This is a genomic window from Blautia sp. OF03-15BH (assembly GCF_003463065.1).
In the GTDB taxonomy this organism is placed as follows: Bacteria; Bacillota; Clostridia; order Lachnospirales; family Lachnospiraceae; genus Limivivens.
The window spans coordinates 331-549 of the sequence record NZ_QSCM01000047.1; the positions used below are offsets into that span (position 1 = coordinate 331).

At 42.0% G+C, this 219-nt stretch carries 1 protein-coding gene; it reads right to left on the reverse strand.

All coding sequences use genetic code 11. The annotated features are described in order from the left end of the window. Positions 1-81 precede the first annotated feature (81 nt). Positions 82-219 (reverse strand): transposase (locus DXA57_RS17880; RefSeq protein WP_199612779.1); only part of this gene is annotated, 138 nt, incomplete at its 5' end.

A 219-nucleotide genomic window follows, 5' to 3' on the forward strand; every position in this document is an offset into this window, starting at 1 on the left:
ATGTCCGATGAGATTCGCATATTCACAGCTGATCTTTATGGATGTTTTCTTTGACAGCAACATTTCCTCTCCTCCATAGCATCAGTAAGCTTTGCTCTGATGTTCGATATACCTGCGGATATTTTCTTCCGATACCGATCCGACCGTTTCCACATAATAAGAATGATTCCACAGCTCTCCTTTCCACAGCTGGTTTCTTATTTCCGGAAAACGTTCGAA